Source organism: Streptomyces sp. NPDC051133, assembly GCF_040682635.1.
In the GTDB taxonomy this organism is placed as follows: domain Bacteria; phylum Actinomycetota; class Actinomycetes; order Streptomycetales; family Streptomycetaceae; genus Streptomyces.
In genome coordinates this window covers 192,723-215,768 of record NZ_JBFBBK010000002.1, presented here as the reverse complement: position 1 = coordinate 215,768, position 23,046 = coordinate 192,723, and the positions used below count along the sequence as shown (strand labels likewise).

36 protein-coding genes, 1 pseudogene and 1 riboswitch are annotated in these 23,046 nt (G+C 71.2%); of the genes and pseudogenes, 27 read left to right on the top strand and 10 right to left on the bottom strand.

What is annotated here, in order from left to right:
* Both AB0N17_RS03470 and bioB read right to left on the bottom strand, forming a co-directional pair.
* On the bottom strand, window positions 1-1,290 hold the full coding sequence (locus AB0N17_RS03470; protein WP_366009403.1) for an adenosylmethionine--8-amino-7-oxononanoate transaminase: 1,290 nt from the start codon (window positions 1,288-1,290) through the stop codon (window positions 1-3).
* A complete protein-coding gene (gene bioB, locus AB0N17_RS03465; RefSeq protein ID WP_366009402.1) occupies window positions 1,283-2,512 on the bottom strand; it encodes a biotin synthase BioB in 1,230 nt (409 codons plus the stop codon). Before bioB ends, AB0N17_RS03470 begins: the two co-directional genes overlap by 8 nt.
* Window positions 2,513-2,659: 147 nt before the next feature.
* Here bioB and AB0N17_RS03460 point away from each other — a divergent pair, with 147 nt between their 5' ends.
* Window positions 2,660-3,787: an 8-amino-7-oxononanoate synthase gene (locus AB0N17_RS03460; protein WP_366009401.1), complete on the top strand. Its 1,128-nt coding sequence runs from the start codon at window positions 2,660-2,662 to the stop codon at window positions 3,785-3,787.
* A gap of 36 nt (window positions 3,788-3,823) precedes the next feature.
* Here the strand turns inward: AB0N17_RS03460 and AB0N17_RS03455 are convergent, their stop codons facing one another.
* A complete protein-coding gene (locus AB0N17_RS03455; protein ID WP_366009400.1) occupies window positions 3,824-4,048 on the bottom strand; it encodes a DUF397 domain-containing protein in 225 nt (74 codons plus the stop codon).
* 9 nt (window positions 4,049-4,057) lie between these two features.
* A complete protein-coding gene (locus AB0N17_RS03450; RefSeq protein ID WP_366009399.1) occupies window positions 4,058-4,918 on the bottom strand; it encodes a helix-turn-helix transcriptional regulator in 861 nt (286 codons plus the stop codon).
* A gap of 211 nt (window positions 4,919-5,129) precedes the next feature.
* On the opposite strand from AB0N17_RS03450, the gene AB0N17_RS03445 reads away from it, so the two are divergent.
* Window positions 5,130-5,609: an ATP-binding protein gene (locus tag AB0N17_RS03445; RefSeq protein ID WP_366009398.1), complete on the top strand. Its 480-nt coding sequence runs from the start codon at window positions 5,130-5,132 to the stop codon at window positions 5,607-5,609.
* 1 nt (window position 5,610) lies between these two features.
* Here AB0N17_RS03445 and AB0N17_RS03440 read toward each other — a convergent pair whose 3' ends face one another.
* Complete coding sequence (locus tag AB0N17_RS03440) at window positions 5,611-6,528, bottom strand: LysR family transcriptional regulator (RefSeq protein WP_366009397.1); 918 nt, start codon at window positions 6,526-6,528, stop codon at window positions 5,611-5,613.
* Window positions 6,529-6,611: 83 nt separating this feature from the next.
* On the opposite strand from AB0N17_RS03440, the gene AB0N17_RS03435 reads away from it, so the two are divergent.
* Window positions 6,612-7,229: a LysE family translocator gene (locus tag AB0N17_RS03435; RefSeq protein ID WP_366009396.1), complete on the top strand. Its 618-nt coding sequence runs from the start codon at window positions 6,612-6,614 to the stop codon at window positions 7,227-7,229.
* A gap of 7 nt (window positions 7,230-7,236) precedes the next feature.
* On the opposite strand, the gene AB0N17_RS03430 is transcribed toward AB0N17_RS03435, so the two are convergent.
* The 5 genes from AB0N17_RS03430 to AB0N17_RS03410 form a co-directional block, all read right to left on the bottom strand.
* Entirely contained in the window at window positions 7,237-7,710 is a 474-nt protein-coding gene (locus AB0N17_RS03430; protein WP_366009395.1) for a C40 family peptidase, read from the bottom strand.
* A 2-nt stretch (window positions 7,711-7,712) separates the two neighbouring features.
* Window positions 7,713-7,851, bottom strand: a riboswitch (cyclic di-AMP (ydaO/yuaA leader).
* Window positions 7,852-8,286: 435 nt separating this feature from the next.
* On the bottom strand, window positions 8,287-8,595 hold the full coding sequence (locus AB0N17_RS03425; RefSeq protein WP_366009394.1) for a hypothetical protein: 309 nt from the start codon (window positions 8,593-8,595) through the stop codon (window positions 8,287-8,289).
* 7 nt (window positions 8,596-8,602) lie between these two features.
* The gene (locus tag AB0N17_RS03420; RefSeq protein WP_366009393.1) at window positions 8,603-9,238 is read right to left on the bottom strand and encodes an ATP-dependent Clp protease proteolytic subunit; all 636 of its coding nucleotides are present in this window, start codon (window positions 9,236-9,238) and stop codon (window positions 8,603-8,605) included.
* 180 nt (window positions 9,239-9,418) lie between these two features.
* A complete protein-coding gene (locus tag AB0N17_RS03415) occupies window positions 9,419-10,606 on the bottom strand; it encodes a tyrosine-type recombinase/integrase (protein ID WP_366009392.1) in 1,188 nt (395 codons plus the stop codon).
* Window positions 10,607-11,577: 971 nt separating this feature from the next.
* The gene (locus AB0N17_RS03410) at window positions 11,578-12,099 is read right to left on the bottom strand and encodes a hypothetical protein (RefSeq protein WP_366009391.1); all 522 of its coding nucleotides are present in this window, start codon (window positions 12,097-12,099) and stop codon (window positions 11,578-11,580) included.
* Window positions 12,100-12,267: 168 nt separating this feature from the next.
* Between AB0N17_RS03410 and AB0N17_RS03405 the strand changes: the two genes are divergently transcribed.
* From AB0N17_RS03405 to AB0N17_RS03290, 24 genes and pseudogenes are all read left to right on the top strand, one after another.
* The gene (locus AB0N17_RS03405; RefSeq protein ID WP_366009390.1) at window positions 12,268-12,513 is read left to right on the top strand and encodes a helix-turn-helix transcriptional regulator; all 246 of its coding nucleotides are present in this window, start codon (window positions 12,268-12,270) and stop codon (window positions 12,511-12,513) included.
* Complete coding sequence (locus AB0N17_RS03400) at window positions 12,513-12,722, top strand: DNA-binding protein (RefSeq protein ID WP_366009389.1); 210 nt, start codon at window positions 12,513-12,515, stop codon at window positions 12,720-12,722. Before AB0N17_RS03405 ends, AB0N17_RS03400 begins: the two co-directional genes overlap by 1 nt.
* A 206-nt stretch (window positions 12,723-12,928) precedes the next feature.
* Entirely contained in the window at window positions 12,929-13,300 is a 372-nt protein-coding gene (locus AB0N17_RS03395; RefSeq protein ID WP_366009388.1) for a hypothetical protein, read from the top strand.
* A complete protein-coding gene (locus tag AB0N17_RS03390) occupies window positions 13,297-14,100 on the top strand; it encodes a hypothetical protein (RefSeq protein WP_366009387.1) in 804 nt (267 codons plus the stop codon). The genes AB0N17_RS03395 and AB0N17_RS03390 overlap by 4 nt, the downstream gene beginning before the upstream one ends.
* Window positions 14,100-14,348 (top strand): hypothetical protein, encoded by a 249-nt coding sequence (locus AB0N17_RS03385; RefSeq protein ID WP_366009386.1) that lies wholly within the window; start codon window positions 14,100-14,102, stop codon window positions 14,346-14,348. Before AB0N17_RS03390 ends, AB0N17_RS03385 begins: the two co-directional genes overlap by 1 nt.
* Complete coding sequence (locus AB0N17_RS03380) at window positions 14,345-14,734, top strand: hypothetical protein (RefSeq protein ID WP_366009385.1); 390 nt, start codon at window positions 14,345-14,347, stop codon at window positions 14,732-14,734. The genes AB0N17_RS03385 and AB0N17_RS03380 overlap by 4 nt, the downstream gene beginning before the upstream one ends.
* The gene (locus AB0N17_RS03375) at window positions 14,731-15,159 is read left to right on the top strand and encodes a hypothetical protein (protein ID WP_366009384.1); all 429 of its coding nucleotides are present in this window, start codon (window positions 14,731-14,733) and stop codon (window positions 15,157-15,159) included. Before AB0N17_RS03380 ends, AB0N17_RS03375 begins: the two co-directional genes overlap by 4 nt.
* On the top strand, window positions 15,152-15,376 hold the full coding sequence (locus AB0N17_RS03370; protein ID WP_366009383.1) for a hypothetical protein: 225 nt from the start codon (window positions 15,152-15,154) through the stop codon (window positions 15,374-15,376). The genes AB0N17_RS03375 and AB0N17_RS03370 overlap by 8 nt, the downstream gene beginning before the upstream one ends.
* The gene (locus AB0N17_RS03365; RefSeq protein WP_366009382.1) at window positions 15,373-15,591 is read left to right on the top strand and encodes a helix-turn-helix transcriptional regulator; all 219 of its coding nucleotides are present in this window, start codon (window positions 15,373-15,375) and stop codon (window positions 15,589-15,591) included. The genes AB0N17_RS03370 and AB0N17_RS03365 overlap by 4 nt, the downstream gene beginning before the upstream one ends.
* Window positions 15,591-15,794 (top strand): hypothetical protein, encoded by a 204-nt coding sequence (locus tag AB0N17_RS03360; protein ID WP_366009381.1) that lies wholly within the window; start codon window positions 15,591-15,593, stop codon window positions 15,792-15,794. Before AB0N17_RS03365 ends, AB0N17_RS03360 begins: the two co-directional genes overlap by 1 nt.
* Window positions 15,791-16,255 (top strand): hypothetical protein, encoded by a 465-nt coding sequence (locus tag AB0N17_RS03355; RefSeq protein WP_366009380.1) that lies wholly within the window; start codon window positions 15,791-15,793, stop codon window positions 16,253-16,255. The genes AB0N17_RS03360 and AB0N17_RS03355 overlap by 4 nt, the downstream gene beginning before the upstream one ends.
* Window positions 16,252-17,112, top strand: a complete 861-nt coding sequence (locus AB0N17_RS03350) for a PD-(D/E)XK nuclease-like domain-containing protein (RefSeq protein WP_366009379.1) — start codon at window positions 16,252-16,254, stop codon at window positions 17,110-17,112. The genes AB0N17_RS03355 and AB0N17_RS03350 overlap by 4 nt, the downstream gene beginning before the upstream one ends.
* The gene (locus AB0N17_RS03345) at window positions 17,109-17,984 is read left to right on the top strand and encodes a hypothetical protein (RefSeq protein ID WP_366009378.1); all 876 of its coding nucleotides are present in this window, start codon (window positions 17,109-17,111) and stop codon (window positions 17,982-17,984) included. Before AB0N17_RS03350 ends, AB0N17_RS03345 begins: the two co-directional genes overlap by 4 nt.
* Window positions 17,985-17,986: 2 nt before the next feature.
* Complete coding sequence (locus AB0N17_RS03340; protein ID WP_366009377.1) at window positions 17,987-18,445, top strand: hypothetical protein; 459 nt, start codon at window positions 17,987-17,989, stop codon at window positions 18,443-18,445.
* 84 nt (window positions 18,446-18,529) lie between these two features.
* Window positions 18,530-19,021 (top strand): hypothetical protein, encoded by a 492-nt coding sequence (locus AB0N17_RS03335; RefSeq protein ID WP_366009376.1) that lies wholly within the window; start codon window positions 18,530-18,532, stop codon window positions 19,019-19,021.
* Window positions 19,018-19,278 carry a hypothetical protein gene (locus AB0N17_RS03330; RefSeq protein WP_366009375.1) on the top strand — a complete coding sequence of 87 codons (261 nt, stop codon included), beginning with the start codon at window positions 19,018-19,020 and terminating at the stop codon, window positions 19,276-19,278. The genes AB0N17_RS03335 and AB0N17_RS03330 overlap by 4 nt, the downstream gene beginning before the upstream one ends.
* Window positions 19,275-19,640: a hypothetical protein gene (locus tag AB0N17_RS03325; RefSeq protein ID WP_366009374.1), complete on the top strand. Its 366-nt coding sequence runs from the start codon at window positions 19,275-19,277 to the stop codon at window positions 19,638-19,640. The genes AB0N17_RS03330 and AB0N17_RS03325 overlap by 4 nt, the downstream gene beginning before the upstream one ends.
* Window positions 19,637-19,969 carry a hypothetical protein gene (locus AB0N17_RS03320; protein ID WP_366009373.1) on the top strand — a complete coding sequence of 111 codons (333 nt, stop codon included), beginning with the start codon at window positions 19,637-19,639 and terminating at the stop codon, window positions 19,967-19,969. The genes AB0N17_RS03325 and AB0N17_RS03320 overlap by 4 nt, the downstream gene beginning before the upstream one ends.
* On the top strand, window positions 19,966-20,922 hold the full coding sequence (locus AB0N17_RS03315) for a hypothetical protein (protein WP_366009372.1): 957 nt from the start codon (window positions 19,966-19,968) through the stop codon (window positions 20,920-20,922). The genes AB0N17_RS03320 and AB0N17_RS03315 overlap by 4 nt, the downstream gene beginning before the upstream one ends.
* Complete coding sequence (locus AB0N17_RS03310; RefSeq protein WP_366009371.1) at window positions 20,922-21,374, top strand: helix-turn-helix domain-containing protein; 453 nt, start codon at window positions 20,922-20,924, stop codon at window positions 21,372-21,374. Before AB0N17_RS03315 ends, AB0N17_RS03310 begins: the two co-directional genes overlap by 1 nt.
* Window positions 21,371-21,631, top strand: a pseudogene (locus tag AB0N17_RS03305) (WhiB family transcriptional regulator); the annotation flags it as partial. The gene AB0N17_RS03310 and the pseudogene AB0N17_RS03305, both read left to right, overlap by 4 nt.
* 84 nt (window positions 21,632-21,715) lie before the next feature.
* On the top strand, window positions 21,716-22,126 hold the full coding sequence (locus AB0N17_RS03300) for a hypothetical protein (RefSeq protein WP_366009581.1): 411 nt from the start codon (window positions 21,716-21,718) through the stop codon (window positions 22,124-22,126).
* Entirely contained in the window at window positions 22,123-22,614 is a 492-nt protein-coding gene (locus tag AB0N17_RS03295) for a hypothetical protein (protein WP_366009370.1), read from the top strand. Before AB0N17_RS03300 ends, AB0N17_RS03295 begins: the two co-directional genes overlap by 4 nt.
* The gene (locus AB0N17_RS03290) at window positions 22,611-22,991 is read left to right on the top strand and encodes a helix-turn-helix domain-containing protein (RefSeq protein WP_366009369.1); all 381 of its coding nucleotides are present in this window, start codon (window positions 22,611-22,613) and stop codon (window positions 22,989-22,991) included. The genes AB0N17_RS03295 and AB0N17_RS03290 overlap by 4 nt, the downstream gene beginning before the upstream one ends.
* Window positions 22,992-23,046 lie beyond the last annotated feature (55 nt).

Here is a 23,046-nt window from a genome sequence, read left to right as displayed (position 1 = left end):
TCATCCCTCCCGCGCCGCGGCGCACACCGCGCGCGTGATCCGGGCCACGTCCTCGTCGGAGGTGACGTACGGCGGCATCGTGTAGATCAGATCGCGGAACGGGCGCAGCCACACGCCCTCCCGCACGGCGGCGTCCGTGGCGGCCCGCATGTCGACCGCGTGGTCGAGCTGCACCACGCCGATGGCTCCGAGGACCCGGACGTCCTTCACCCCGGGCAGCCCGCCGGCCGCGGACAGCCCCTCGCGCAGGCCCGCCTCGACGCGCTTGACCTCCGCCCGCCAGTCCTGCCCGAGCAGCAGCCCGAGCGAGGCACAGGCCACGGCCGCCGCGAGCGGGTTGCCCATGAAGGTGGGGCCGTGCGCGAGCACCGGCACCTCGCCGCGCGAGATGCCGTCGGCCACCCGCGCGGTGCACAGCGTCGCCGCCAGCGTCAGGTAACCACCGGTCAGCGCCTTGCCCACGCACATCACGTCGGGGGTGACGGCCGCGTGGTCCGCCGCGAACAGCGCGCCCGTGCGGCCGAAACCGGTGGCGATCTCGTCGAACACCAGCAGCACGTCGTGCGCGTCGCACGCCTCGCGCAGCACCCGCAGATAGGCGGGGGAGTGGAAGCGCATCCCGCCCGCGCCCTGCACCACCGGCTCCACGATCACCGCGGCCAGCTCGTCCGCGTGCCGCGCGATCAGCTCGCGCAGATGGTCCGCGTACGACTCCTCGTACTCCGTGGGCGGGGCGTCCGCGAACACCTGGCGCGGCAGCACGCCGGACCACAGCTCGTGCATCCCGCCCTCGGGGTCGCACACCGACATCGGGTTCCACGTGTCGCCGTGGTAGCCGCCCCGCCACGTCAGCATCCGCTGCTTGCCGGACCGCCCGAGCGAGCGCCAGTACTGCAGGCACATCTTCACCGCCACCTCGACCGACACCGAGCCGGAGTCGGCCAGGAAGACGTGCTCCAGGCCGTCGGGTGACATGTCGACAAGGAGCTTCGCGAGCCGTACGGCGGGCTCGTGCGTGAGCCCGCCGAACATGACATGGCTCATCCGGCTCAGCTGCTCGCGCACCGCCTCGTCGAGGACCGGGTGGCGGTAGCCGTGGATGGCCGACCACCACGACGACATGCCGTCGACCAGCTCGCCCGAACCGTCCGCGAGCCGCAGCCGGACCCCGCTCGCCGACTCCACGACGAGCGGGTCCACGCGTCCGGGCATCGGGCCGTACGGATGCCACACGTGCCGCCGGTCCAGGTCCAGCAGCTCGGGCACGCTCAGGGGCGACCGGTCAGGCATTGGGCGCGAGGTCCGTTCCGGCACCGCGGCGGCGGACCGCGACGAGGTCGGTGCGCGGCTCCTGCGTCGCCGCCGCGGCCGCCGTGCCGCAGACACCGCCGCCCTCGTGCGACCCGCAACCCGCCTCGGCGTGCGACCCGCAACCCGCCTCGGCGTGCGACCCGCAGCCCGCGTCCTCGTGCGAGCCGCAGACGGATCCGCAGCCGCCCGCGGCCTCGACCCGGTGCTCGGGCAGCGTCACCTCGCCGGTGCCCTCCACCTCGAAACCGGCGTCCGCGATCATCTCCAGGTCGGCCTTGCCGGCCTGGCCCTCACTGGTCAGGTAGTCGCCGAGGAAGATGGAGTTGGCCAGGTGCAGCGCGAGCGGCTGCATCGTGCGCAGATGGACCTCGCGGCCGCCCGCGATGCGCACCTCCACGTCCGGGCAGACGAACCGGGTCATCGCGAGGATCCGCAGACAGCGCTGCGGGGTGAGGTTCCACTCCTTGGCCAGCGGGGTGCCCTCGAACGGGATCAGGAAGTTCACCGGAACGGAGTCCGGGTCCAGCTCGCGCAGCGAGAAGACCACGTCCACCAGGTCCTCGTCGCTCTCGCCCATGCCCGCGATCAGCCCGGAGCAGGCCGACAGACCGGCCGCGTGCGCCTTGTTCACCGTGTCCACCCGGTCGGCGTACGTGTGGGTGGTGGTGATGTCCCCGTACGTCCCCTCGGACGTGTTCAGGTTGTGGTTGTAGGCGTCCGCGCCCGCCTCGCGCAGCCGCTCGGCCTGGCCGTCGGAGAGCAGGCCCAGACAGGCGCACACCTCGACGCCCTCGTTCTGCTCCTTGATGGCCTTGATGGTGTCCGAGACCCGGTCCACGTCCCGGTCCGTCGGGCCGCGCCCGCTGGCCACCAGACAGACCCGCTTGGCGCCGCCCGCCAGGCCCGCGGCGGCCGCCTGGGAGGCCTCGTCCGGCTTGAGCCAGGTGTACTTCAGGATGTCGGCCTTGGAGCCGAGCCGCTGGGAGCAGTAGGAGCAGTCCTCCGGGCACAGGCCCGACTTGAGGTTCACCAGATAGTTGAGTTTCACCCGTCGCCCGAACCAGTGACGGCGCACCTTCCCGGCCGCGGCCACCACATCGAGCAGGTCGTCGTCGGAGGTGGCCAGTACGGCGAGCGCTTCCTCGCGGGTCGGCAGCTCGCGCCGAAGCCCCTTGTCCACCAGCGTGTTCAGCAGGTCCATGAAGCCTGATCCTGTCCTACGGGACCGCCCCGGGCCAAGGAGAGTTTGCACAACGGAGACGGTTCACCGTGTGGGTATTGCCACACCTCGCGTGGCCGGTCGTCCCGCTAGTGTCTGTCCGCTACCTACAAAAGCCCCGGAGGACACATGGCGTTCGGCTGGATCGACGAGCAGGCCGAGGCGCGCCGCCGCGCCGGACTCGTGCGGACCCTGCGCCCGCGCCCCGCCGCCTCCTCCCTGCTGGACCTGGCGAGCAACGACTACCTCGGGCTGGCCCATCACCCCGAGGTCACCGAGGGCGCGGCCCGGGCCGCCCGGACCTGGGGCGGCGGCTCCACGGGCTCCCGGCTGGTCACCGGCACCACCGAGCTGCACACCGAGCTGGAGCGCGAGCTGGCCGCCTTCTGCGGCTTCGAGGCGGCCCTGGTCTTCTCCTCCGGGTACGCCGCCAACCTGGCCGCGGTCACCGCGCTCGCCCCGCACGGCTCGCTGATCGTCTCCGACGCGGGCAACCACGCCTCGCTGATCGACGGCTGCCGGCTCGCCCGGGCCGAGCGGCAGGTCGTCGGGCACGCCGACCCGCAGGCCGTGCGCAAGGCCCTCGCCACGCACGACGGGGAGGCGATCGTCGTCTCCGACACGGTGTTCTCGGTCGACGGGGACCGGGCGCCGCTCGCCGCGCTGGCCGAGGTGTGCCGGGAGCACGGGGCGGGGCTGGTCGTGGACGACGCCCACGGTCTCGGCGTGCTCGGCGACGGCGGCCGGGGCGCTGTGCAGGCGGCCGGACTCGCGGGCGCGGCGGACGTGGTCGTCACGGCCACCCTCTCCAAGTCGCTGGGCAGCCAGGGCGGGGTGGTGCTGGGGCCGGCGCGGGTCGTCGACCATCTGGTGAACGCGGCCCGGACGTTCATCTTCGACACGGGCCTGGCCCCGGCGGCGGCCGGTGCCGCGCTGGCGGCGCTGCGGCTGCTGACGCGGGAGCCGCAGCGCGCGGCACGGGCCCGCGAGGTGGCCGCGGAACTGCACGCACGGCTGACCGCCGCGGGTCTGGAGGCGGTGCGTCCGGACGCCGCGGTGGTCTCCGTGCGGGCTCCGTCCCCGGAGCAGGCGGTGCGCTGGGCGGCGGACTGCCGTACGGCAGGCCTGGCCGTGGGCTGCTTCCGTCCTCCTTCCGTGCCCGACGGCATCTCGCGGCTGCGGCTGACCGCCCGGGCGGACCTCACCGGGGCCGAGATCGAACGCGCTGTACGGGTGATCGGCGAAACGCGACCATGAGTCGGCGTGACACGGCCGGGCCTCGCGCGTGAACGGCTACTGGACGGTGGTCACGAACCCCGCCCAGCTCCGGGCGGAGAAGAGCAGCGCGGGTCCGGCCGGGTTCTTCGAGTCGCGCACGGCGAGCAGTCCGGCCCAGGGGCCGGAGCGCGGCCGGGCCGTCTCCACGCAGTTGTTGGCTCCCGTGCTGTAGCTGCTGCGCAGCCAGCGCACGTCGTGCAGGTCGGTACTGGCAGGGACGTTCCGAGGCAGTGCTGACATGGTGCCTCCTTACGCGCCGTCACCTATCCCGGCGATGTAGTCCAACGAGTCCTCGGGGGAAAGGGCGTGGAACTGAAGGGTGTCGAAGGCCTCCGAGTAGGCCATGAGGTCTTCTTTCCGTTCCAGATAGAGGCTACTCGTCAACTGGTCGAGAACAACCACGTCCAGATCAGAAGTGCTCGGAAATGAGAAGATAACGAAAGGCCCGGTGAGGCCGACATGCGCTCCCGCGCCGAACGGGAGGACCTGCAGCCGCACCTGGGGCAGCCGGGCCGCCTCCAGCAGCCTCTCCAGCTGACGGGCCATCACCTCCGGGCCGCCGACCTCCCGCCGCAGCACCGCCTCGTCCAGCACCGCGCTCAGCCGCAGCGGCGGGCTGACGCGCAGCACGTCCTGCCGGGCCAGACGCACCTCCACCAGGGCGTCCAGGCGCTCCTCGTCCAGGTCCTTCACGGCCGCCCGGGTCACCGCGCGGGCGTACTCGGCCGTCTGCAGCAGGCCGGGCACCACCGTGGTCTCCAGGGTGCGCATCGCGCTCGCCTGCGACTCCAGGCTGATGAAGTCCCGGTACGTCGGCGGCAGCACCCCGCGGTAGGCGTGCCACCAGCCGTGCCGGCCGCCGGTCTCCTCGGAGCCCGCCAGCATCAGCAGCAACTCGCGCAGGTGCCCGTCCCGCACGTGATAGGCGTCCAGAAGCAATCGCAGATCGGCCGGTTTCACCCCGCTGGCGCCGGTCTCGATGCGGCTCACCTTCGACTGGTGCCAGCCGACCAGCCGGGCCGCCTCACCGCTCGTGAGCCCCGCTCCGGTGCGCAGCGTGCGCAGTTCGGCGCCCAGCTTGCGACGGCGCACCGCCGGCCCGTTCTGCATGGGCTCCTCCTTACTCCTTCCGGGCCGCCCAAATACGGTCTCCCGTCGTAGAGTTCACCGCTTCGAGCGACAGATATATGCATATCTTGGTGGATCGCTCCCCGTGACCGCCCGGTGATGGCAGTCTGACGAAGAAGCACCAGTCCGGGACCGTACTCGAACCATCCGCTCCATGTCGGGCCGCGGTCCCGTGGGAAAGGGACGACGTCGCATGGCAGACCATCTGGAAGCATCCGTCACTCTGCCGAGCGATCCCGCCTCGGTCTCCGCCGCCCGCTCCTACGTCGTCGGCACCCTCGCCGAATGGGGCCTGCCGTCCGACACCGACGTGGCCGACACTGTACGGCTCATCGTCTCCGAACTCGCCACGAACGCCGTACAGCACACCTTCGGTCAGTCACCCACCTTCACCGTCGACCTCGCGCTGCTGCGGGACGAACAGCTGCGCATCGGGGTGACGGACAGTCACCCCCGCTTTCCCAAAAGGCTGCCCGCCGCGGTCCAGCAGGACAACGGCCGCGGGATGGTCATCATCCGCTGGCTGACCGCGGAGTGCGGCGGCAGGCTCCGCGTCCGCCCCACCCGCGAGGGCGGCAAGACGGTGTCCATCGAACTGCCCTGGACGACGGCACAGGACCCGGGACCCGCCCACCCGGCCACGACGGCACCGCAGCCGACCGACACCCTCTAGCTCAGTACGCCTGGCGCCCTGCCCGGCCGAAGGCCCCCCGCAGCAGCGCCCGGAACGCGTCCGCCGCCGGGGCCGCCTCGTCCGCGCGGTGGGCCACCGAGATCGTCCGGCGCAGGTCCGCCTCCAACGGCCGGACACCGACCGGGGTGGCCGCCGTCCGCGCCACCATCTCCGGTACGACCGCCACCCCCAGCCCCGCGCTGACGAGCGCGCACACCACCGCGTACCCCGGGGTCGGCACCAGCAGCGCCGGTGTGGCGCCCGACTCGGCCAGCAGCGCCTCGATCTCCCGCCGGGCCGGATGCCGCGGGGCCATGCTGATCAGGGGCTGCCCGGCCAGCTCCGCCGTCGGCAGCCGGGACGACGACGTGCTCAGCGCGTGCCCCGGAGCGGTCACCAGGACCAGCTCCTCCACCAGCACCGGCTCCAGCCGCACCGAGGACGGCACCGGGACGGGCTCGGCGGGGTGGTAGGTGTGCGTCAGCGCCAGGTCCACCTCGCCGGCCGCCACCGCGGTGACCCCGGCCGGCGGGTCGTAGTCCGCCACCGACAGCGTCACGTCCGGATGCGCCCGGCGGAACGCGCTCAGCGCCGGCGGCAGCAGATGCACCCCCGCCGTCGGAAAGGTCCCGAGGCGCAGCGCGCCGCCGGTGAGTCCGGTGAGCCGGGACAGCTCGTGCCGGGCCTGCGCCAGTTCGTCGAGCACCCGCCGGGCGCGCGCCACCAGCACCTCGCCCGCCTCGGTCAGCCGCGCCCCGCGGTGATGACGGACCAGCAGCGCCGTGCCCGCCTCCCGCTCCAGCTTGGCCAGCTGCTGGGAGAGCGCGGGCGGGGTGTAGCCGAGCCGGTCGGCGGCCCGGGTGATCGAGCCGGCCTCCGCGACGGCCACCAGCGCGGCCAGCCGGGTGGGGTCGTACATGAGCCCAGCCTAAAGCAATGCTTAAGGCTCATCCAGAGAACTCGAAATACCTGCTGAAGGCCCGATCGCGGCAGGCTGGTCGCATGGACGGACAGCTCATCGCCTTCACCGGGATCGCCGCAGGACTCGTCGCCATGCCCGGCGCCGACTTCACCGTGGTGGTGCGCAACGCGCTCGTCTCCCGGCGGGCCGGCGCGGTCTGCGGGCTCGGCATCGCGGGCGGACTCCTGGTGCACACCACCCTGGCGGTGGCCGGGGTCGCGGCCGTGCTGGTGGCCGTGCCCGCGCTGTTCCGGGCGCTGCAGCTGCTGGGCGGCGCCTATGTGCTGCAGCTCGGGGTGCGCACCCTGGTGGAGCTGCGGCGGCCGGCCCGCACGCCCGAGGAGGCCGCGGCCGAGGCCACGCACCCGCTGCGGCAGGGCTTCGTCACCAACGTCCTCAACCCCAAGGCCTCACTGACCTTCCTCAGCCTGCTGCCGCAGTTCGTGCCCGCGGGGAGCCACGCGCTGCCCCGGACGCTGCTGCTCGCGCTGATCGTGTGCGCGCTGGCCCTGGCGTGGTTCCAGGTGGTCGCCCTGCTGGTGGACCGGCTCGGCGGATGGCTGCGCCGGCCCCGGGCCGCCCGTGGGCTTCAGGCGGGCACCGGGGTGGCGCTGACGGCGCTGGGAGCGGCCCTGCTGCTGGAGCCGCTCCTGGCCTGACCCCGGATCAGCTGACCCGGCCGTACCAGACGCTCTTGGTCCAGATCTTCTCGAGCCTGACCACGGAACCGGTCCTCGGGGCGTGCCAGATCTTGTTGTGGCCGGCGTAGATGCCGACGTGGTAGACGCTGGAACCCGAGTGGAAGAAGACCAGGTCACCGGCCTTGCGGTGGCCGGAGGAGATGTGGTGCGTCTTGTTGTACTGCTGGGCTGCGGTACGCGGCAGCGTCTTGCCCGCCTTCTTGAACGAGTAGAGCGTCAGCCCCGAGCAGTCGAACCGGCGCGGCCCGGTGGCTCCGTACTGGTACGGCGACCCCTTCTTGGAGGCCGCGACCTGGAGTGCTTTCGTCGCGAGCGTCGCGGCCGAGGCGTCGGTGGCGAGGCCCGGGACCGCGATGGAGCCGCCCACGGCGGCCAGGGTGAGGGCCGAGGCCGTACCGGCCCGGGCCATGAGCGACGGGACACGATTGAGCGCAGTCATGCGCAACCCTTCGTCAGCCGCCTGTGAAGGATGACCTGTCGGATTCGGGCTGGCGAAGTTGCCCGGCCGCGTTGCCGCGGCTTCACCCCAAGGGCTGCTCGGAACCTCCGCCCGTCTGCCACGAGCAGACGAACATCCGTCCCGGCGACCCGTCTTGCCTGGGTCCTCCACTCCTGCCGATCCACTCCTGTCGACCGGTCATCCGTGCGGCGGCAGGACTCGGCGTCCGCCCGGATCGCCCCGCCGTTGTGGCGGGGGCTTGTCGTCAGACAGGGATCTTCACCTACAGCTGTCCGAAAATCCCAACGGAACCGGGGATTTGTGGCGTTACTCACCACTCACCCGTTCGGGTGGACAGAGCTGTGTTCGAGGCACCGTCAGATGCCGGACGTAGCCCCGGACCTGGGGCGGAACACCGATTCGGGGATCTCGCGACGGCGCGGAGCGCAACTCGAAAGGCCCGGAAAACGACGCGGAAGTACACCGGTCGGCGGTACGTCGTTCGGGCCGTTTCGTGTCCGGCCCGAACGATTCGTGTCGACGCGGCGGCCCCCTCGGGCCGGAGCGGTGTCCGGATCAGCCGACGCAGTCCGGCGGGAGCGCGACGCGCGCGGTCCGGCGTTCCCCGTCCAGCACCCGCAACGCCCGTGCCAGCGTGTCCCCGTGCAGCTCCGTCTCGCCCCGACGGTGCATCAGCGCGAGCGCGTCCCGCAGCTCTGCCGCCTTGCGCACCAGAGCCTGGGCCGCCCGCAGGCCGGCGTAGGTGTCCCCGTGCCGGGCCGGATTGACGCGGCCCAGCAGGTCGGCGGCCTCCAGGTAACGGTCGATCAGTTCCCCCTCGGCGCGGGTCAGTGCGGGCAGCGGGGGCAGTTCGGGTGGCAGCATCCGCGGCTCATCCCGCGTCCCGCGCGCCGGGCATGCTCCGGCGGCTGGGCACGATGCCGTCCACCAGGCCGTAGGCCAGTGCGCCGGGCGCGTCCAGGACCAGGTCCCGCTCCAGGTCCCGGTGCACCTGCTCCGCCGTGCGCCCGGTGTGCCGTACCAGCATCTCCTCGGTCAGGGTGCGGGTGCGCACCAGCTCCGCGGCCTGGATGACCAGGTCGCTGGGCTGGCCCTCGACCGGCTCCGGCAGCTGGGGCTGTTCGATCACCATGCGGGCGCCGGGCAGTGCGAACCGCTTGCCCGGCGCGCCGGCCGCGAGCAGCACCGCGGCCTGGGAGACGGCCTGGCCCAGGCAGTAGGTCCGCACGTCGCAGCCGACGTAGCGCATCGTGTCGTAGACGGCCGTGAGGGCGCTGAACGAACCGCCCGGGCAGTTGATGTACAGCGTGATGTCCCGCTCAGGGGCCGCGTGTTCGAGGTACATGAACTGGGCCGCGACGTCGTTGGCCGCCGCGTCGTCGAGCGGGGTGCCGAGGAAGACGATCCGGTCCTCGAAGAGCTTGCCGTACGGATCGAGCGTGCGGGTGACGCCGCCGGCGCGCTCGGTGAACTCGGGCAGCACGTGGCGGGCGATCGGTCGGGACATGGGCACACCCCTCCTCAGGGCACGGGCCTCCGGTGGGCCCGTGTTCTGTACAGAATGTACAGGACGTACGACGCGTTAGAATGGGGACATGTTCTAGTGATCGTTTAGAACTCGCAGTTCAGAGGCCAGATTTGACCCTCGCAACGGGCCCGGGTCTCACAAAATCTCACAACTGCCCTGTCAGGCAGCGACGTCTTCCCCGAAGCCGAGCAGCGTCGTGAGGTGATCCGAAGCGGCCCGCAGATCCTCGGGCGCCGGGTGGACGTACACCCGCTTCGTGAAGTCCGCCGACACGTGACCGGCCCAGGCCGCGAGGATGACGTCCGGGACGCCGTTCACTGCGAGGAACGTCAGGCAGCTGTGACGGGCGTCGTAGAGCCGCACCTTACGCAGCTTCAGCTGGTGCATGAGCGCGTAGGCGTGCTCCCGCAGGTGCCGCGTCGTGAGCGGCTCGCCGATGTGGTCGACGAACATGTAGCCGGACTCGGCGTAGAAGCCGCCCATCGACATCTGCTCGATCTCCTGCAGCGCCTTGAAGGCGAGCAGCGCCTGGCGTACCGGCTCCGGCAGCGGCAGCACACGCCCGCCGGCCTCTGTCTTCGGGTCCTTCTCCAGGACGCGGGCGTTGCCGATCATCGTGCGCGTGTTCGTGATGGCCAGCGTTCCCGTGTCGAGGTCGATGTCCGTCCACCGGAGGCCGGCCACCTCCGCTGGCCGGAGCCCCATCAGGCTGAGCATGAGGGGAGCGAAGAGCCTGTCGGTCCGCATGCCGAGGAGGAAGTCCTTCACCTCGACGACGTTCCACGGCTTCTCGCGCTGGTTGGTGCGGCGGTCCTCTTTCCAGGCTTTCCGCGGCACCTGCACGTATTGCGCCACGTTCGCGTGCACGTACTTGCGGACCACCGCCCAGCCGAGGGCCTCCTTCAGGCGCGCGAGTACGCCCTCGGCAGTGGACGGCCGCAAACCGGTGCCGACTTTCCCGCCCCGTCGGCGGGCCGCGACGAGCAGCCAGGCCACCATGGACTCGACCTCGTCCTCCGTCAGCTCCTGGAGGCGGAGGTGCCCCAGGTACTCGTGGACGTGGCAGAGGGCGTTGCGGTAGCCCTGGATGGTGCTCTCTTCCAGGTCTCGCGCCTTCTTCTCGATCCACTTGTCGAGCAGCTCGGTGAGGGTCATCTTGTTCGGCAACACGAAGGTGCCGTGGGCCCTCTGGTTCACGATCCGGGCGAGTTCGTTCTGCACCTCCTTCTTCGTGTCCTTGGTGATGGTGATCTGCTTACGCTTGCCGGTCTCGTCGCGGCCGGCGTCGATGACCGTGCGGTAGCGGACCTTGCCGCTACCGAGCACGATCTTCTTGATTTCTGCCACGGGCTCCTTCTCTCGTAGCTCCAGGGTCAGTTCATCTGCCTCCTCGGGAGACAGACGGACAGGTCGAAAACCGGCCGCGCGGCCAGCCCGAGGCATGCCCGGGGCGTGCGGGGCGCATGTGGTGGCGGGGGCGTCGCGGATGGATCAGCCGTAGGCGACGGATCGGGTGGTAATGCAGTGCCCGAGGCCGACGGGCGCGGATCCGCGCTCCGTCCCGATGATGCATCACCAACAGGCGGCCCGGTGGTCGGTTCACTGATGACCACGGTATGGCTGAATGTGCTGCCTGCTGAGCTCGGCAGCGCGTCCGGGGGACTGGCTGCGGAGCTGTGGCTGGGCCGCGGGCCGGCCGATGGTGATTGGGATGGGCCTGGGGGAGTTGTCCCGGCGGTCGGCACGGTCGCCGTCGGAGCGGAAGGCGGCGGAGCGTGGCCATTGTGGGCTGTCGTATGGGTTCCGACGAGGGCAACTGCGGCCGTTGTAGCAACCGCAGCCCCTGCGACCCCGGCAACGACCAGCTGGGGGTTCTTCTTCCAAGCCTTGCGGGCGCTGTTGCCCAGTGCCGCGATGACGGCGGCGCCGCCTTCGCCCAGGAACAGGCCCAGGTGTCGTTTGCGGCGCACTGGCTGCGGGCCGGCGAGGGGTTCGTAGCCGTCGCCGGTGGCAGCCGGTGCTACCTCTTGTTCGTCGGGCGCGGCCCGGAGGGCGCGCAGTATCCATTCGCTGTTGCGCTCGGCACGCATGTCACTGAGCTGCCGGGAGAGTTGCCTCTCCCGCCGGAAAAGCAGCGCAACGAATGTGAAGTTAGCTGTGCAGAGCCCAGCCGCGAGAACGATCCAGATCATTCTCGTCCCCTGTGCACGGATGGTCTCGGTTACCGCACAAGTCGGCGCACGTGTGCGGGGTACACACGATGCGACAGAAGTTGACTCCCGGGATCCTAGTAAACACGGATCGTGGCTGATTCTTTACTATCCGGTATGACGATAGGGCTGACCTGGGGCTTGCGGAGCGTCAGCCTCCGCATCGCCGGACTCCTCCAGTTCGCCGGACTCCACGCGCTCGGCCAGCCTGCGTAGCGCGGGACCCCGGTCCTCTGGGGGGAGTTGCTTGAGCATGTCGACGATGATGCGCTGACGCTCCGCCCCTAGGGCGGCCAGGGGATCCGGCAGGCTCGCCGACTCGCCGGCGCGCTGGATCTGGATCTCGCGCAGGATCGCCGCCGCGCCCTCTCGGCCCACCTCGGTAAGCCGGTTCGGTGCGACGCCGACGGTGAAGGCCATGTGCGCCAGGGTCTTGTCCGGCGCGCGGACGGGGTCGGACTCGCCGATCTTGCCCTTGTAGCCGTTCTCGATCTGACGCCAGCGGAAGCCTTTGATCCGGATTGGGGTCCGGTCGGCTGCTTCCTCCGGGCTGAGGCCGCGCGCCTGGCGGGCGAGGCGGATGAGTTCTCCCTCGGGCGCCGGCTGGGGGGTGCCGTGCTCGGGCGACATCTCTACTTCCTCCTACTCCTGTGGAGTTTCGTCAACTTCAGTCAACTCTCGCAGAGTCCCGGCCCCGCGCCCAGCGGAGAACCCCTCGACACAACTCCTTCACAAACCAGTTTCTACTTTCCGCAACTACAGCCTTGACTCGCTTCTACTTTCATCTACTCTTGAGTTATGGCACACCCCACCCAAGACCCCCAGAGACTGCGTCGACGGCGGATCGAGGCGGGACTGAACCAGGGCGAACTCGCCGAGAAGGCCGGAATCTCCGAGTCCTACATGTCGTGTCTCGCCCTCGGCACTCGCAACGCCTCGCCCCGCGTCCTCCAGCGGCTCGCGAAAGCCCTCAACTGCGACGTCAGCGACCTGATGCCGCCCGAACCCGACACCACCGCAGACGCCCAGGCGGGAGCAGCGTGATGGCGACGACCAACACCCCAACCCTCGACGAAATCCGCTCCTGGCCGGCCACCGTCAGCGTGCCGATGGCCGCCACGGCGATGGGCATCTCGAAGACCTACCTGCACGACCTGATCAAGCGCGGCGAGTCCCCGGTCCAGACACTGCCGCTCGACGGCCGTCACCGCGTCATCACCGCGGCCCTCGTCCGGCTCCTCGAAGGCGCCTGATGCGCCGCATCCGCGCGCGGCTCGGCTGGGTCTGCCCGACCTGCGAGCACCGCAACCCGCCGATCCGGATGGCCTGTCGGCGCTGCCGGCGGGACCGCCCGCTCGGCTCCTGACCCCCTGAAAACGCCGAAGGGCCGCTCCGACTGTGCCGGCCTGAGCAGCCCAACGACTCGGCGACCCCAACAACCAGTGAAAGAGAGGTCCCCGTGACCACCGAGACTACCTTCCTGGCCCCGTGCCCGATCATCGAGCAGGGCGCCGCGGTGGAGGCGCTGGCCGCGTTGATCGAGATGTTCGGTCAGCTGCCCGGCGGCTACATCAAGATCCACCAGCCGGTATTGACGATCCCGGCCTCCCTCGGACTGCAGGTCGACACGGCGCAGAGCTTCGAGCTGTGGAGGGCCGCCCTCGGGATCGCGCCGTCCGGGGTGGAACTGCGCGCGACGTCCGACGACTGCGTGTGGCTGCAGGCCGACGGCGTGTTCCACGGCGTGGCCGTGCACCTGACCGGCTTCAACGTGCCGCTGACCGCCGAGCAGGCGAACACGCTGCAGGACACGCCGGCGGTGGTGGCGTGAACACCAGGCGCGTGAACGCCGCGGCGGACGTGATCTGCCGCGCGATGGAGAACGGGCGCCGGGTGCCGGCCGCTATGGCTGTCGCGCTGGAGTCGGCGCAGATGCTCATGTCGCCGGAGAAGGCGGCCGAGTACGAGCGGCTGCAGGCCCGGGTGGACGAGGTCGAGCGGAAGTACACGTTCGACACGGCCGAGCTGAAGCGGCAGCTGGAGTCGGCTCGCGTCGACGGCGAACGGCTGATCCGGGCGGAACAGCGGCGCGCGGAGTTGGAAGCCGTCCATGCGACGCACCGCAAGGACGACCAGTCCGAGATCGAGCGTCTGCGAGCCCAAGTCGCGGAGCTGGAGCGCCGCATTGCCGCCGAGGAGTGCCGCTGCCCGGAGCCCGCGCCGCTGTGCCAGGGCTGCCGCTGCAAGTGCCACGCCGAGCAGGTCACGGCGTCGGTGGACAAGCTGACGCGGCTGCTGGCACCGACGCAGGCCCCCCGCGAGGGCGAGGCCGCTCCGCTGGTGGTGTTCCGGGCGTCGCACGACGCGATCGTGATGGGCCACTACACCTCGGCCGCTGAGGCGCGGAAGCACTGCGAGACCGAGATGCGTCGCGAGTACGACGAGAGCACGAAGGTGTCGCTCTGGTGGCGCGAGGACGAAGACACCGTCGACCAGCCAGAAGACGGCGAGGCCGAGCTGTACGCGCACGTGACCCCGTCCGGTATGGACCGGGGGCGCACCTGGCGCACCGGCTACGTGATGACGCCGGTGGAGGTCGCCTCCGAGTACGACCCGGACGGTGACGAGTGATGGCCGCCGTCAGCCTCGCCGGCTGGGCCGCATTCCTGTCGCTCGGCCTGTCGATCAGCGCCGCCGGCGCGATCCCGGTCCTGCTGTGGGTCGACGCCGACTACTTGCTCGTCGCCGACTGGCAGGCCGTCGGTGACCGGGTGCTGGTCGAGATCGTCCGCGCCTCCCACACCGTCCGCGCGGTGCCGGTGACCGCCGCCGCGCTGCTCATGCTCCTCTCGCCCGCTGCCCCGGAGGTGGCCCGATGAAGCTCCGCCTCAACCTGCATCGCCTCTTCCGACGGCCGGCCGTCACTGGCCCGTACCGGATCTACGTCTCCGCCACTCCGACCGGCGTGCGCCTCGATGTAGAGCACTACCTGATCGCGATGATCCAGACGATCGCCGACAACGCGGACCTCATGGATCTGCTGGTCGAGATCGAGGACGACCGCCGGACCGCGAAGGCTCACCGGCACGACGGCTGGGAGCCGGACGAGCTGCTCGTCGAACGGCTCACAGCGGCGCTCGGCTACGAACTACCCGTCCACGGTCGGGAGCTGACCGCGCTCGCCGACCGGCTCCGCGCGGCGGACTGGGCCGTGAACAGCACGGCGATCCCGACCCAGCTCCGCGAGAGCGAGGCCGCCGCATGAGCGCCGTCGTCCACTCGATCAGCGAGAACCCGCGCCTGCGAATCGCGTGCCTGGTCCAGCTCCTCGTCGCCCGACAGGAGCTGGCCGCGATCGACGAGATGCGCAGCCACCTACCGCTCGACGACCCCGACCGGCACGACCTCGACCGCGTCGACACCGCGTGCGGCCGGATGACGATCACAACCCCGGATGCGGACGTTGTGACCGCTCAGCGGCGGACCGCGCTCCTGCGCGCCGTGAAGGCGGAAGGCGGCCGGTGGAAGTCCGGCCGCGCCGTCCGCCTGTACGAGCACCTCGGCTACGGCCACCTCGGCCAGGGCACCGCCGCCCGCGACCTCCTCCACCTCGCCGCCGCCGGCCACCTGGCCCGCTACGAAGGCGACGGCTGCCGCTACTTCACCCTCCGCGGAGACGACCGTGCCTGATCTGCTCACCCGGCGCGCATACCTGCTCGACGCCATAAGGACGGACGGCCGCCCCGTCACCACCCAGCTCGCTGCGCAGCTGCTGGCGGACTCGCCGTGGCCGACGGCCGGCCGGAACACCGCTCGGAAAGACCTGCGGGCGCTGGCCGCGCAGGGCCACCTCGCCCCGGCCGGGGCCGAGGGGCGCCGCGCCTACACCCTCAAGGACTGCGCATGAACAAGCCACTCAGCCCGCGCCTGGTCGACGTGCTCCAGGCGCTCGCAGCGGGCGAGACCCTCAGCGAGACCGCGACCCGGCTGTCTCTCTCCGAGGACACGGTGAAGACGCACCGGCGCCGCCTGTACGCGCGGTTGGGCGCACGGACCGGCGCGCATGCCGTAGCGATCGCGAGCCGCAGCGAGCTGCTCACGCCGATTGGCGGTGGCCGCTGATGACCGCACGCGAGATCGGCCGTGCGCTCGCCTACTACGCGGTGGTCGGCACGGTGGCCGCCTGCCTGGCCACGGTCGCAGCAGTCCCGTTCGAAGGCCCCGTCGGCGTCGCAGTGACGGTGGTCACCGTCCTCACGGCCGGCTGGCTGACGACCGTCGTCCTCGACGCCGTGACGGCCCGGGCGAAGGGCGGCCGGTCATGACCGAAACGACGACCCGCCGCTCCTACCTGCTCGCCGTTCTCAGGAACCTCGGCGGCACCGTCACCACCAGGTTGGCGCTGCAGATCTATGCCGTCTCCCCGTGGCGTGCCACGAGCAGGAACACCGCACGCCGCGACCTGCGAGATCTCGCCCGGCGCGCCTATCTCGTCCCGGTGGGCGGTGACGGAGCTCGCGCCTACGTGCTCGGTGACAACCCGGAGCCGGCTCACCCTGTGCGCGGCATCCGGCAGCCCCTGGTGGAGGTGGTCCGCCGTGAAGGCGGCGAGTGGACGGTCGGCCGGATGAAGCGAGCGTGCCGTCGGCTCGTCGGCACGCACATCTACCGGTCGACCGCCCGCCGCTACCTCGCGGAACTGCACAGGCTCGGCCACCTCGACCGGCACGGCGACGACACGCCCCTCCGCTACTACACGCACCGCCAGCAAGGGCCCACCGCATGACCGCCGCCATGGAGCTGGAGGCCGCGAAGGTCGTCGATGGTCTTCCGGCCGAGGCGTACCACGCCGACCGGACGAGTATCTCTTCGTCCGGGCTGCGTGCCCTGCTCGCCCCTGGCTGTCCCGCCCAGTTCAAGTACGACCGCGACCACCCGCAGCCGCCGAAGCGTGAGTTCGACCTGGGGCACGCCGCGCACAAGTTCGTGCTCGGGGAGGGCTCGGACTTCAAGGTCATCGGCTTCCCGGACTACAAGAAGAAGGCCGCCCAGGACGAGCGAGACGCCGCCCACGGCGCAGGCCTGGTGCCGCTCCTGGAGAAGGAACACGACCAGATCCAGGCGATGGCCGACGCCATCCGCCAGCACCCGGTAGCGGGCCCGCTGTTCACCCCGGGCGGCGGTGTCGCCGAACAGTCGATCTACTGGACCGACTGGAAGACCGGCGTCCGCTGCAGGTGCCGCCCGGACTGGATGCCGCACCACGGCGACGGTCGACTCGTCGTCGTCGACTACAAGACGGCCAGAGCAGTGGACGACGCGGCCCTGGCGAAGGCCGTGTACGAGCGCGGCTACCACGCCCAGGCCTCGTTCTACCTGGACGGCGTCAAGGCCGCCGGCCTCCACGGAGGGCAGGAGCCCGCCTTCGTGTTCGTGTTCCAGTCCAAGACCGCGCCATACCTGGTGCATCTGGTCGAACTCGACTTCCCTGCCCTCGCGCTCGGCGCGGCCCGCAACGAGCGCGCCCTGCGCATCTACGCCGAGTGCGAGCGCACCGGCATCTGGCCCGGCTTCAACGACCGCATCACCTACCTGCCGCTGCCCCCTTGGGCCGAGCGGCGCGACCACGAGGAATACGCGTGAACCAGCCCATCCCCATCCCGTCCAACAACGCGCCGTCCCGCATCGGACAGGGCACCGCGGTCGAGCAGTCCAGGGCCGCCGCCGAAGTGCAGGCAGCCGTCGTCGTCGCCCAGCAGTGCCCCCGCAACATCCAGACCGCCGTCGCCGAGATGCGCGACTCGTGCAAGCAGATGACGCTCGCCGAACGCGCCTTCTACCGCTACCCCAAGGGCGGCCAGACCATCACCGGCGCCTCCGTCCACCTCGCCCGCGAACTGGCCCGCTGCTGGGGCAACGTCCAGTACGGCCTGGTCGAAATGCGCCGCGACGACGACTACGGCCAGTCCGAGATGCAGGCCTTCGCCTGGGACGTCCAGACCAACTCCCGCAACAGCAGCACGTTCATCGTCCCCCACCGCAGGGACACCCGGAACGGCCCGCAGAAGGTCACGGACATGCGGGACATCTACGAGCTGAACACCAACAACGGGGCCCGTCGCGTGCGAGAGGCGATCTTCGCGATCCTGCCTCCGTGGTTCGTCGAGGAGGCCAAGGACCTCTGCAACCAGACCCTCAAGAACGGCGGCGGCAAGCCGCTCGCGCAGCGGGTCGCGGACGCCATCAAGGCATTCGAGGGCATCGGCGTCACAACCGACCGGATCGAAGCCAAACTGGACCGCCCGTCGGGAAAGTGGACCGAGCACGACGTCGCGCAGCTGATCGTCGCCTACAAGTCGATCCAGCGCGGCGAGATCACCGCCGAGGACGAGTTCCCGGCGCCCCGTGTCAGCGCGGAGGAACTGACCGGCGGCAAGGAGCAGAAGCCCTCAGCGGCAGGCGAGCAGCCTTCCACTGAGTGGCCGGCAGCGCGGCAGCCGGGCGGTGCGTCGTGACCATGAACCACCGCGACGAAGCCGAGAGGCTGCTGGCGTCCCTGGACACCAGCATGACGGCAGCCCTCGAAGGGACTCTGCCGATCGAGGACCAGCAGCACGCCGCTGTCCTCACCGGGATCCTCACCAACCGTGCGTTGGCCCACGCTGCGCTCGCGCAGAGCGCCACGACGACAGCTGACGTCATGGCGTACCGGCACACGATCCAGACGATGCGGTTCGCGCTGATCCGGCAGGTCGCCGAGGGTCTCGCCCTGAGCGAGGGCGACGAAGCCCACCTGCACGCCCGCGGTCTCTCCCAGTACCTGGACTCGGTGGGCCTGAACGTCGACCTCGAGGTGGATGCCTACATCGAGGGGCACTGCGGCTACAGCGACGCCCGCGACGCGTGGCTGTCGCCCACGGAGCGCCGCGCCAAGCGGGACGCCGAGCCCACTCCCTGGGACAACCCGCCCGCGTAGCCCGCACGCAGAGGCCGCCCCCGCAGCCGACTTTGCGGGGGCGGCCAGCACCAGCAGACCACAGCACCGAACGGAGAACCAGCCATGAAGTGGCCGATCGTCTCCCTCCGTCGCCACGAGCGCGAGCTGGAGGACCTCAAAGCCGATCGTGAGCGGATTCGCGGCGAGCGGGACCAGTTCGCCAAGGACCGTGATGCTCAGCGTGCCGTCGCCAGGACCGCTACCCGCCAGTTCGCCGAGGCCGACGCCACGAACAGGCGCCTGGCGGGCCGCAACCGAGCGCTGGCCGAGCAGTTGGAGGCGGCCCAGGTCGGTTCCGGGTTCAACGCGGCGAAGGCCCAGCAAACCGCGAACCGGATCGAGCGGCTGCGGCGCGCCGTCGCCAAGGCCCGTAGGGAGGCCGCAGAGGCTGCCACGCGGCCCGGCGCCGACCGGGCCCGATTGGTCACCGAGCTGCAGCTGGCTCAGCGCGCGCACCGCTCACTCGACGAGCACGCCCGAACCCTCCAGGCCGCGAACGAGGCCCTCACCCGGGAACTGCACGACACCCGGCAGGACGAGGAGGTGTCGTCGTGAGCCCGATCCGTTACCTGCGGCAGCTCGTCGCCCCGCACGGCCGGCACCGCGCGGTAGCCGCTCCGACGGGGGGCCGGACCGATGACCTTCTCGGCCCGTGGCCGCCGGCCGTCCCGGAGCGGACGCACGGCGCGGCGGTCGTGCAGTCATGGGAGGACTGCCCGCACTGCGACAAGGCGACGGCCGGTGTGTTGCACCGGGACGGCTGGACCTGCGGCGAGTGCCTGAACACCGTCACCCCGGAGGGCGCCTCGTGACGGGCCAGCTGATCACTGACGCCGTGCAGACGGGCGAGACCGTGGTCACCGGTGCCGTGCTCATGTTCGGCGTGCTCTCCATGGTGGCCGCTGTGCTGTTCCTCGGCTCGCTGTATCTCGCCTTCCGCTTCGTCACCCGCCACCGGCGCGCGGCCCAGCCCTACCGGGACGAGCGGCCGGCCGTGTCGCCCGCACAGCCTGCGCCGCAGCCCGCCGTGGCCGTGCTCGATCTCGAGCCCGGCGCCGATCTCGGCCTCCGCGACGAGTGCGAACTGATCTTCGGCATGCCCGCCCGCGAGCCGGGCCTCGACCGCCTGAGGTGGGCCATCCGCGACGAGCAGAAGAAGGGAGACCAGTCGTGACCGGCCGACGCCCGATCGTCGTCTGCACGGCATGCAAGGAGACGCGTGCGCACCGAGCGCATGGCTGGTGCGAGCCGTGTCACCGCCGCTGGCGGTACCACGGCCGCCCGGCCGACGGCCCGCCCCCGGTCCGCGCGCTCGCCCACGAGGACGTGGCGGGCACGCCACGGGGCTGGGACTGGCACAAGCGGCACCACACGGCGCCCTGCCAGCCGTGCCGGGACGCGCACAACGCTGACGTCCGCCTGAGCTATCAGGTCACGGTGATGCGACGTCGGGCGCGGCAGCACTACTTCCCCGCTGAGCAGGCCGTGGGGGTGAGCGCGTGATGCAGATCCCTGTCGACGTCGCCGAACTTCTGCGGGACGGCCAGTCCAACGCCGAAGTCTCCCGGCGCACCGGTATCCATCCCATCAAGATCGGAGACGCCCGGCGCGCGCTCCGCCTGCCCGACCACCGTGACATGCGGGCCGGGTACATCGCACCGCCCAGCCACCGTGACCACGGCAGCCGTGCCAAGTACGTCATCGAGAAGTGCCGTTGCAAGGCCTGCAAGCAAGCCAACCGGCAGGCGCATGCCGAACGTGACCGTCTCCTGGCCTACGGCCGCTGGCAGCCCTACGTCGACGCGGCACCAGTCCGGGCCCACATCCGCTACCTGCAGTCCTGCGGCATGGGCCTGCGCGCCCTGGCCGCAGCCGCGGACGTGGACCGAAAGCGGCTCCAGGCCATTCTCTCCGGGCGACCGGAACGCGGCACGGGTCCCCAGGAAAAGGTCCGGCCGGCCCTCGCCGCCGCGGTGCTGGGTGTCGAGCCGACCCTCGAAACCCTTGCCCCGTCCACGCTGATCAGCCCGATCGGCACCCGTCGCCGCGTACAGGCGCTGGTTGCGGCTGGCTGGCCGCAGCAGTACCTCGCCGTGTATCTCGGCCTGTCGCCGTCCAACTTCGGCGCCATGCTCGACCGCGAGCACGTCCTCGTACGCCGCGCCCTCGCGGTGCGCGCCATGTACGACGCGCTGTGGAAAACCGACCCGGCGAACCACGGCGCAACGGCCGCCGGCATCACCCGAGCCCGGAAGCACGCGGCGGAGCACCGGTGGGCCCCAGTCGGCGCGTGGGACGACGACCGTCTCGACGATCCGGAAGCCTTCCCCGACTGGACTGGGCACTGCGGGACGCCCGCAGGCTACGCAGAGCACCGGCGCCAGAAGCTGCCTCTCTGCCAGCCCTGCAAGGACGCACACACAGCGGCCAGCACGGTCTTGCCGGGGGTGGCGTGATGAGGATCCGCGCCGACATCGCCGAGCTGCTCCGCGAAGGCGTCCCGGAGATCCGTATCGCCCGCCAGCTAGGGGTAGCGCCCGCCACGGTGCGGCGCGCTCGGGAAGCGCTCGGCTTGCCCCGGCCACGCCGTGGACGCAGGGACAGCTACAGCTCCCTCGAGGAGGCATTCCGCGCCCATGTCGAGCGGATGGGCGAGGGACACCTGCGGTGGACGGGCTACGTCGACGCTCGCCGCAACGTTCCGTACGTCTGCCATCGCCAACAGCGGGTCACCGCGGCCCGGGTTGCGTTCCGCCTCCACCACGGCCGCACCCCTGAGGGGCCGGTCTGGCCCAGCTGCGACATGGAGCACTGCGTTGCAGGCGCGCATCTCGAGGACCGGCGGATCCGTGAGGCGAACCGGCGCGCCGATGCCGCAGACGAGGCGCTCTTCGGAGGTGCCGCATGAGTCACGACAGCGGATCCGGTCCTGGCCGCGCCCGAGCCGCCGACTGGCGGCACCGGGCTGCGTGCCGGAACGAGGACAGCGAGCTGTTCTTCCCGAAGGGCACGGATGGCCCGTGGGCGCTGATCATTCAGCAGGCCAAGGCCGTGTGTCGCCGATGCCGGGTCGTTGAGGACTGCTTGCAGTGGGCTCTGGATACGGGAGAGGAGGCCGGCGTCTGGGGTGGGCTGAGCGAGGACGAGCGCCGCGCCAGACGGCGCAGCACCCCGGCGCCAGACCTCCCAACTCCCGTGCGTCCGGCATCGGGTGAACGCAGCTGCCGAGCCCTCCACGCCCAGTTTGCCGTGCACACCGAGGACGGCCACGTCCGCTGGACTGGGAAGCGGGCCATCTCGATCAACCGCCGGTCGTACACCTACCGGCAGATCGCCTACGCCGCCGACCGCGGGCACGCCCCGACGGGCCGGGTCCTGACCGAGTGCGACGTCACCGACTGCATCCACCCACAGCACATCACCGACGCCGAGGAGCGGGACGAGCGCGACCTTCAGCGGCTGGCCGCCGCCGAAGTGGCGGCGGCCGCCGAGGCGCCCCTCCTCGAGGAGCCCGCTGCCGCCGTCGTGCACGAGGAGCCACGGTGCGGGACGCCCGCGGCCGCGCTCGTGCATGAGGAACGCGGCGAGGAACTGTGCGATGCATGCTGGGCAGCCGTCTCGACGGCGGTACGCCAGCTGAGCCGAGTAGGTGAAGCATGACCAGCCGCGACCCGCAGCCGTGCGAGATTCCGGCTGACGAGCATCAGGGCCGCGTCCGGTTCTACATCACGGGCTGGCGCTGCAACGCGCACGCCCCGTGGGCGGAGAAAGGCCTCCCGGAACCGCAGCCAGGTCCGGGCATGCCGGCCGGGGCGTGGTCGACGCCGTCGCCACAGTCGGCGTCCGCGGTCTTCGATAACAGAGCCATCGCCTCCGGCAAGAGGAGGTCGAGCCCCGCGGCGTACCGGGCTGCGCGGGCCGCCGTCGGCCGCGCACCGGAGCCGGCGCCCGGGATTCGCCTCGACCCGGGCCAGCGAGACGCCACCGGCCGGACGTGGATCCGGGTTCCGAACGCGGACTACCTCTGCCCGGCCTGCTGCCAGACCGAGTCCGCTTCCGGCGACCAGGTCGCCCACTTCGCCGCCCACATCGAAGCCGAGCACGCCGAACGCTGCCCGGCCAACCAGCAAGGAGCACCCACCGCATGACGGAGACACGGCCGAAGCGCCGCTACCTGACCAGCGGCGAACGCCACGCCCTGGCCGCCGACCTCAAGACGCGCTACGAGGCTGGAGCCAGCGTTCGCCAGCTCGCTGAGGAGACCGGCCGCTCGTACGGATCGGTCTCCGGCCTGCTGCACCTCGCCGACACGCAGATGCGGCCCGCCGTCTGGCCTGCCGATCGCCTCACTGGCGACGCCCGCGCCACCGCCAAGCAGGCGGCCGCCGACGTGTACGAGGCCGGGCACGCGATCCGCTGCGCCGCCGACGCCATCGGCCGCTCCTGGACGTACACCCGGAATCTCCTCGTCGAGGCCGACATCAAGTTCCGGCCACGCAACTCCCGCTGCACCGCCAGCCACTAACCCGAACGCCCCGACCGCCCGAATCGGCTGGGGCACCCACACCCAACCCTCCCCA